This window comes from Saccharospirillum sp. (assembly GCF_040881935.1).
GTDB lineage: Bacteria > Pseudomonadota > Gammaproteobacteria > Pseudomonadales > Natronospirillaceae > Saccharospirillum.
In genome coordinates this window covers 22,353-29,528 of record NZ_JBBECH010000032.1, presented here as the reverse complement: position 1 = coordinate 29,528, position 7,176 = coordinate 22,353, and the positions used below count along the sequence as shown (strand labels likewise).

Genomic DNA, 7,176 nt, shown 5'->3' with positions numbered 1-7,176 from the left:
GCCTGAGAATTGAGTGTCGGCTACCGGGTGTACTCCTGCGGGGAAGTCCGCAGCAGGGATGCTGCGGTCTAGGCTCCATGGATGGATCTACGCCGACCCCGCAGGAGTACACCCGGTGGCCGACACGGATTAATCCGCTGTACTGTCAATCGCCCGAGGCAGACGCCACTTCGGCTTTCTTGCGTTTGATCACCGGGTAAGCCACGGCTGTCAGGTGTGAGCAGATGCGCTGTAAATCGCGCAGCACGTCGATGAAAATCTGTGTCGACAGCAGATTTTCCGAGTGGTGGCCTCCCAGCTGATCGAGGTGAGCGTGGCGTGCGGCCATCACTTCAGCCCGGTAATTGCGTTTCACCGCGAGCAAATCCTGAGCGAGGGTCAGGCTGTCGCTGGTAAACACCGCCTGTGACAGACGGAAGGCATCGACCAGTTCATCGTGCAGCCGGTTGAGCACCGCTTTCTGGTCCGCATCGAAATCGACATTGTTGCGTACTTTGGTGCGCGCCTGGTGCATCAGGCTGGCATCGATGATGTCGCCAATGTGCTCCAGATTGGTCATATAAATGATGATTTCACGCCGTAAAGGCTGGGTCGATAGCGAATGATCCGACTTGTCGATCGACAGAATGTAATTCAGTGCCTCGCGATGCAGCCGGTCGATATCGTCGTCCAGTTCGCTGATCTGGCGCGCGAGTTCTTTATCGTCGAAAGCATCCATGCTGTTGTTGAGCATGCGAAACACAACATCAGCAATGTGCATCGCCTCGTTGCGCACATTGGCGATTGCCCGGCGCGGGTTGTGAATATCGTCGATGGCGAGATAAATTGGCATCTCGTCTTCCTGCGATAAATCAGTGCCTTCTTCCTCCCCGGGGGCCGTGCGGCTAATCAGCGGCAACAGCCAGGGCAGGAACACCAGAAGCAGCAGACCGTTGATCAGATTCAACAGACTGTGTGCGACGACGATGCCAACAGAGCCGCTTGGCAGGAAGTCGGTTAGCAGGCCGGCCGTCAGCGTCAGAATCAGCAACCCGAGCACCATGGCAACGCCACGAAAAAGCAGGTTGCCAATCACCACCTGGCGGCCCTTGCGGTTCAACGACCAACCCGCGATCAGCGCGGGCATAGCCCCGCCGAGGTTCGCGCCCAGCAACATAAACAGCCCCGCACTCATGCTGATAGCATCGTCGCTGACGAATTGGGCAATCAGCAACACGCTGGCCAGGGTGGAATGAATCAGCCAGGTTAGAATGGCCAGCAAGGTAATGGCCAGCGCCGAGTCGGATTCAACCCGGTTGATGATCAGCGCCATGATGTCGCTGTCGCCCAACATCGAGGTGGAATCACCGATCAGATCGAGCGACAACAGCACCAGGCCGATGCCAATGGTGATGCGCCCCGCGTGTTTCCAGGCACGGCTGGTGCTGTTCTTGAAGAATACAAAGCCAGCCAGTACCAGCGGCAACGCCAGTGCCTGAACATCGAGGTTAAGCAGAAAGGCGGCCAGGCTGGCGCCGAACTCAGCGCCCAGCACCGTGGCCAGTGCGGCGGTAAGCGTCATCATGTTGGAAGCGGTAAAACCACCGACCATCAACACAACGGCGGTTGAGGATTGCAGCAAAAATGCCGCACTGACACCGCTGCTGAACGCCAGGGGACGATTGCGGGTGGTTTTGCGCAGCAGACGTTCCATGCGGCTGCCGAGCAGCCGGCTGAAGCCGGTCTGGACCATGCGGATGCCCCACAGCAGCAGGGCAATGGCGCCGGCCAGTTGAATCAGAACACCCATGTTCCGTTATCGTCCCAGTGTTGTTGGCTGCCCTTTGCTGGTAAGCCAGGTTTGAATCAGTTCGGTAACCCCATCGCCCGAGGCAGAGGGAGTAATGGCTTTGGGGTGGTGCGTCATTTGATCAAGATGCCTGGCAATATTGGCAACGCCCACCGAGTTGGGGAAAAACTCGAACATGCTTTCATCGTTGGGGGCATCGCCGACGAAGACCACCTGCTGTTGCATCTGTTCGTCCGTCAGTTGCCATTGCTCGGCGAGCAGTCGGCGAGCCATGGAGCCTTTATCGAACGTACCACGCCAGACATTAAGGTGGATCGAACTTTTTTTAACGCTGAACCCGGCCTGGCGTAACGAGTGTACCACGGTGTCGGCCTGTTCCGGAGTCAGACGGGTATCCTGATTATAGTCAATGGCGACATCGACGTGCCGGAACGACTGGTCTTTGGCGTATTTTACCTCAAAGGGCAGCGGCAGGTTATCGATGGTCTGCACGATGGCCGCCTGGTCAGCCCGGTGAGATGCCAGGTCCTGCCAGTAGTGCCAGCGCGTGCGTTGCTCGGCATCTTTAACAATATAAAAGCCGCCGCTTTCGCCAATAACACCGGCCACCGGCCAGGTGCGAATGATCTGATCACACCAGCCGGCGCAGCCACCGGTGACCGGAATAATGTGAATGCCGGCATCGGCCAGTGTCCAGAGCGCCTGGTAGGTTTTCGGCAGCAATCGGCCGTGGCTGGTCAGGGTGTCGTCGACGTCGGTAAACAAAAACCGCGCCTGGCTAAAATTCAAAGTCTTCATTCGTTGGGGGTGACCTCAGAATCAGTAAGGGCTGGCTGGGCGTCGTCCAAAGGGCTGCCGGTTTCAAATACCCTGAGTGCAGAGGGCCGCCAGTCGGTTGGGGTGTCCGGCAACTGATCGGTAACGAACCAGTCCAGCGAGGTAAAGGGAGCGACGCGCGCCAGCGCCTGGCGCTCCCATTTGCTGACATCGGCGACCAGTACCCGGTGTCGGCTGTTGTCGAGAATGGCCCGGCTGATTTGGGCCTCGCGCATGTCAAAGTCCATCAGACCGCGTTCCGGGTCGAGGCTGCCGGTGCCGATCAGGCCATAGTCGGCATAGTAATCGGAAAAGAAACGGGTGGTTTCCTGACCAACCACATCATGATCGTTGTGGCGCAACTGGCCACCAGAGACAATGACATCAATGTTTGGGCTGTTGCACAACAGCGAGGCAATGTTGAGATTGTTGGTCAACACTTTCAGTCCCTGGTGTTGCGACAGTTCCCGCGCAACAAATTCCAGCGTGGTGCCTATGCCCAGAAAAACCGACGAGTTATCCGGAATCATCGCTGCCACTGTGCGCGCGATGGATTGCTTGGCGAACTGGTTCAAAACCTGGCGCGAGGTAAACGACAGGTTGGACACCGACGAAGGCAGGCTGACACCACCATAACGCCGGCGTAACAGGCCGCTCTCACAGAGTTGATTAATGTCGCGTCGAATCGTCTGTGGCGTTACCCCAAAGCGATCTACCAGAGCATCGACTTCCAGGTGCTCTTGTTGTTGGGCCCAGTCGAGAATGGCTTGTTGGCGCTCGGTGATTTTCATCGGCTCAGGGTTCCGGTACAAAAGCGGGCTTCACAGTCAGTTTCACGCGCGCTTAATCCATACGGCTTAACGCCAGGGGGTTATCGGTGATAATGCCATCGACGCCCAGATCCCAAAGTTGCTGCGCGCGGCTGCGGTCGTTCACGGTGTAGCAGTAAAGATCGAGCCCGCTGCTGCGAATAACCTGTATCTGCGTTTCGGTCAGAAACCGGTGGTCGCAGTGCACGCTGACCAGATTTAACGCTTCAGCCAATTGTGGCCAGTCTGCGGGTATTCGTTCCCACAAGTGGCCACATTGCCAGTCTGGCCGCCACTGGTGCAGCAAGTTTAACACCTCGGTGCTGAAACTTGAGATCAGCAGTTTACTGAAATCAATCCACTGTTTATCCAGCGCCTTGATGGTGTCGAACACGATCTGCTCGGGCGTAAACTCCGGGTAGACCTTGATTTCCAGATTCAAGCCGAGCCCCAGTGTTTGAATATGATCCAGTGTCTGGCTGATCGTGGCCATTCGCTCACCGCTGTACTCGGCGGAAAAATGGCTGCCGATGTCCAGCAACTCGACATCCTGCCAGCGCTGGTCGGCAAGCCGGCCCCGGGCAGAGGTCAGCCGGCCCAACTGGTCATCATGAAACATGACAAGGGTACCATCCCCCAGGCGGTTAATGTCGATTTCGACCCAGGGTATGCCGATTTCTTTCGTTTTGGACAGGGCGCCCAGAGTGTTTTCCGGTGCGAGCAGGGCGGCACCGCGATGCGCGATTAGCTTGCTGGCAATCATGAGCCGACTCTCTTGCCCGTGGCCTTGTCGAACAGATGACAACGTTCCCGGTCAATGCGCAGCGCCAGCCGATGGCCGCGCTTGAATTCCAGCTTGCCGGGTTGTTCGGAGGTGATCAGCGTATTGCTGCCCGGGAATTTACCGTACAAGAGTGTATCGGCGCCCAGGGGTTCAATCATGTCGACGCTGAGTGTGAAGTCTGCCTCCGGTTCGTCACAGGCTTCCATGTGTTCCGGGCGAATGCCGAGCACAACATCAAGGTTATGGGCATCGGCCGGTAACTGCGGGTCGTTCAGTTCCAGCGCTACATCGCCCGGCAATACCAGGCGGTTGCCAATCAGGGTGGCGTCGAGAAAGTTCATTGCCGGTGAGCCCAGAAAACCGGCAACAAACTGGGTGGCCGGTTTCTCATAGAGTTCAATTGGCGGGCCAACCTGTTCAACATTGCCTTCATTCATCACCACCAACCGGTCGGCCAGCGTCATCGCTTCGACCTGATCGTGGGTGACGTAGATGGCGGTGGTTGCGAACTCCTGTTGCAGTCGTTTGATCTCGATACGCATTTGTACGCGCAACTTGGCATCCAGATTCGACAGTGGTTCGTCAAACAGAAACACCTTGGGGTTACGCACAATGGCGCGGCCCATGGCTACGCGCTGGCGTTGCCCGCCGGAGAGTTGGCCGGGTTTGTTATGCAACAAATTGGTGATTTCCAGAATCCCGGCGGCTTTCTCGACCTTCTGCTGGATCTCCTCTTTGGGCACCTTGCGATTCTTCAAACCGTACGCCATGTTCTGGTATACCGACATGTGCGGGTAGAGCGCGTAGTTCTGAAACACCATGGCGATGTCTCGCTCGGAAGGTTCCAGATCATTCACCCGCACATCGTCGATGTACAAATCACCGCCAGTGATGGTTTCCAAACCGGCCACCATGCGCAGTGAGGTCGACTTGCCACACCCGGAAGGCCCGACCAGCACCAGCATTTCACCATCGGTAATGTCGAGGTTTAAATTCTCGATCGCCTGATGACCGTTGGCGTAGGTTTTGTTGATGTTTTTCAATGACACTGTGGCCACGTTCAATCCCCTTTATTTTTCCTGCTCAATCAGGCCTTTGACGAATAGTTTCTGCATGCCCAGCACTACGATAACCGGCGGCAGCATGGCCAGAATGGTGGTGGTCATAATAATGTTCCATGGAATGTTGCCTTCACCGGCCGACATCAGCCGTTTGATCACCATCACAATGGTGTAATAGTTCTCATCGGTGGTGATCAGCAACGGCCACAGATACTGATTCCAGCCGTAAATAAACAGAATGACAAACAGCGCGGCAATATTGTTCACCGACAGCGGCAGCAAAATGTCCTTGAAGAACTTGAACGGACCGGCGCCGTCAATGCGTGCCGCTTCCATCAGCGAGCTGGGCACCGACATAAAAAACTGGCGGAACAGAAAGGTGGCGGTTGCACTGGCGATCAGCGGAATGGTCAGGCCCGCATAGGAATTCAGCATCCCCAGGCTGGCCACCACTTCATAGGTCGGCAAAATACGTACCTCAACCGGTAGCATCAGCGTCAGAAAAATCAACCAGAAACAGGTTTTGCGAAACGGAAAACGAAAATAGACGATGGCATAGGCCGAGAGAATAGAGATCACAATCTTCCCGACGGCGATGACCATCGCCATAATAAAACTGTTCCACATCATCCACGAAGCCGAGACGGTAACGCCCAGCACCCGTTCCTCGTTATTCAGCACACGGCGAAAGTTTCCGAAGCCTTCATCACCGAACCAGAGCGGCATCAGCCCGGATACAAATTCACTGGACGAATTAGTGGAAGCCACCAGCGCGATCCAGATCGGAAAGCCGATAATAAACACCCCCAGAATCAGAACCAGGTGCCGCGTAAAGGTGAGCCAGGGGCGATTCTCTACCATCAGTATTGCACCTTCTTCTCAACGTAACGGAACTGGACCACCGTCAGCGTAATCACAATGATCATCAGAATGACGGACTGAGCCGCCGAGCCGCCAAGGTCGAGTCCGACAAAACCGTCTTCGTATACTTTGTATACCAGTGTCTTGGTTGAGCTGCCAGGCCCGCCCAGCGTCGTGGCATGAATGACGCCAAAGGTTTCAAAGAAGGCATAAACAATGTTCACCACCAGCAAAAAGAAGGCGGTGGGTGACAGCAGCGGAAACACAATTTGCCAGAACCGCTTGAACGGACTGGCGCCGTCAATGGCTGCCGCTTCAATCAGCGAACGGGGGATGGCTTGCAGGCCCGCGAGGAAAAATAAAAAGTTATAGCTGATCTGTTTCCAGGCCGAGGCAATAACCACCACCGTCATCGCCTCGCCGGAATTGACGTAATGGTTCCAGTCATAGCCGAAGGCATCCATCCAGAACGGCAATACGCCCATGGAAGGATTGAACATCAGCCACCACAATACGGCGGCGACAACCGGAGCCACTGCGTATGGCCAGATCAGCAGGGTTTTATAGGCCGATGCGCCTTTTACTACCCGGTCGGCCATAGCGGCCAGCAACAGCGCGAGAATCATACCGACCAGTGCCACCATGGCACTGAACACAAAGGTGACGCGGACGCTGTTCCAGTATTCCGGGTCTGTCAGCAAGTAGGTGAAGTTTTCGAACCAGACAAACTCCACCGAGAATCCAAAGGCATCTTCAATCAAAAACGATTGATAGAGCGCCTGGCCAGCAGGCCAGATAAAAAACACCAGCGTGATAATCAGCTGGGGGGCGATCAGAAAATAGGGCAGCACTTTATGGCTGAAAACCGCATTGTCATGCATGGATTGGCTCGTTGCGCAAAAGTGAAAAAAAGGACGCCGCTAACCGAATAGGAATGTTCGGGTACCGGCGTTAAAGGAGCCAAGTGGCTCCGTAGTTGTGTCATGCCGTCTCAAGTTTTGGAGTCTGCCCGGATGACAAGCGGCGGATGCCGAATGTACCCCTGTGGGGTAGTCC

General features: G+C 55.8%; 7 protein-coding genes. All 7 read right to left on the bottom strand.

Annotated features, from left to right (window positions below; translation table 11 throughout):
• Positions 1-145: 145 nt before the first annotated feature.
• From WEB54_RS05210 to ugpA, 7 genes are read right to left on the bottom strand one after another with little or no spacing between them, the layout of a single operon-like run.
• Positions 146-1,789, bottom strand: coding sequence for a Na/Pi cotransporter family protein (locus WEB54_RS05210; RefSeq protein WP_368053903.1), 1,644 nt, complete (start codon positions 1,787-1,789; stop codon positions 146-148).
• Between the two features lie 6 nt (positions 1,790-1,795).
• Positions 1,796-2,587, bottom strand: a complete 792-nt coding sequence (locus tag WEB54_RS05205; protein WP_368053901.1) for an HAD-IIB family hydrolase — start codon at positions 2,585-2,587, stop codon at positions 1,796-1,798.
• The gene (locus tag WEB54_RS05200; protein WP_368053899.1) at positions 2,584-3,396 is read right to left on the bottom strand and encodes a DeoR/GlpR family DNA-binding transcription regulator; all 813 of its coding nucleotides are present in this window, start codon (positions 3,394-3,396) and stop codon (positions 2,584-2,586) included. Before WEB54_RS05200 ends, WEB54_RS05205 begins: the two co-directional genes overlap by 4 nt.
• Positions 3,397-3,448: 52 nt before the next feature.
• Positions 3,449-4,177: a glycerophosphodiester phosphodiesterase family protein gene (locus WEB54_RS05195; RefSeq protein WP_368053897.1), complete on the bottom strand. Its 729-nt coding sequence runs from the start codon at positions 4,175-4,177 to the stop codon at positions 3,449-3,451.
• Complete coding sequence (locus WEB54_RS05190; RefSeq protein ID WP_368053895.1) at positions 4,174-5,256, bottom strand: sn-glycerol-3-phosphate import ATP-binding protein UgpC; 1,083 nt, start codon at positions 5,254-5,256, stop codon at positions 4,174-4,176. The genes WEB54_RS05195 and WEB54_RS05190 overlap by 4 nt, the downstream gene beginning before the upstream one ends.
• 12 nt (positions 5,257-5,268) lie before the next feature.
• Entirely contained in the window at positions 5,269-6,120 is an 852-nt protein-coding gene (gene ugpE, locus WEB54_RS05185; RefSeq protein WP_368053893.1) for a sn-glycerol-3-phosphate ABC transporter permease UgpE, read from the bottom strand.
• A complete protein-coding gene (gene ugpA, locus WEB54_RS05180) occupies positions 6,120-7,001 on the bottom strand; it encodes a sn-glycerol-3-phosphate ABC transporter permease UgpA (RefSeq protein WP_368053891.1) in 882 nt (293 codons plus the stop codon). The genes ugpE and ugpA overlap by 1 nt, the downstream gene beginning before the upstream one ends.
• Between the last annotated feature and the right edge of the window lie 175 nt (positions 7,002-7,176).